Source organism: Streptomyces sp. WAC04114 (assembly GCF_019733245.1).
Classification (GTDB): Bacteria; Actinomycetota; Actinomycetes; order Streptomycetales; family Streptomycetaceae; genus Streptomyces; species Streptomyces massasporeus_A.
The window spans coordinates 1-827 of the sequence record NZ_JAIGQA010000390.1; the positions used below are offsets into that span (position 1 = coordinate 1).

The window sequence follows — 827 nt, forward strand, 5'->3', positions numbered from 1 at the left end:
CCGCCGGTGACGTACATGTGGTGCGCCCACACCGTCACGGACAGACCCGCGATCGCGATGGTCGCGCCGATCAGACCCGTGTAACCGAACATCGGCTTACGGGAGAAGACCGGGATGACCTCGGAGATGATGCCGAAGAACGGCAACGCGATGATGTACACCTCTGGGTGGCCGAAGAACCAGAAGAGGTGCTGCCACAGCAATGCGCCGCCGTTGGCGGAGTCGAAGATCTGCGCCCCGAACTTGCGGTCCGCCTCCAGGGCGAACAGCGCGGCCGCGAGGACCGGGAAGGCGAGCAGGACCAGCACACCGGTCAGCAGCACGTTCCACACGAAGATCGGCATGCGGAACATCGTCATGCCGGGGGCGCGCATGCAGATGATCGTGGTGATGAAGTTGACCGAGCCGAGGATGGTGCCGAAGCCGGAGAAGGCCAGACCCATGATCCACATGTCGGCGCCGATGCCCGGGCTGCGGACGGCGTCCGAGAGCGGGCTGTAGGCGAACCAGCCGAAGTCGGCCGCGCCCTGCGGAGTGAGGAAGCCGCCGACCGCGATGAGCGAGCCGAACAGGTAGAGCCAGTAGGCGAACATGTTCAGCCGCGGGAACGCCACGTCGGGCGCGCCGATCTGCAGCGGCATGATCCAGTTCGCGAATCCGGCGAACAGCGGCGTCGCGAACATCAGCAGCATGATCGTGCCGTGCATCGTGAACGCCTGGTTGAACTGCTCGTTCGACATGATCTGCAGACCCGGACGGGCCAGCTCGGCGCGCATGAACAGCGCCATCACACCGCCGATGACGAAGAACGCGAACGACGTGGCGAG

1 protein-coding gene is annotated in these 827 nt (G+C 65.2%); it reads right to left on the minus strand.

Translation table 11 applies throughout. The features are described 5' to 3' along the window. Window positions 1-827 (minus strand): cbb3-type cytochrome c oxidase subunit I (locus K4G64_RS39375; protein ID WP_221760637.1); only part of this gene is annotated, 827 nt, incomplete at both ends.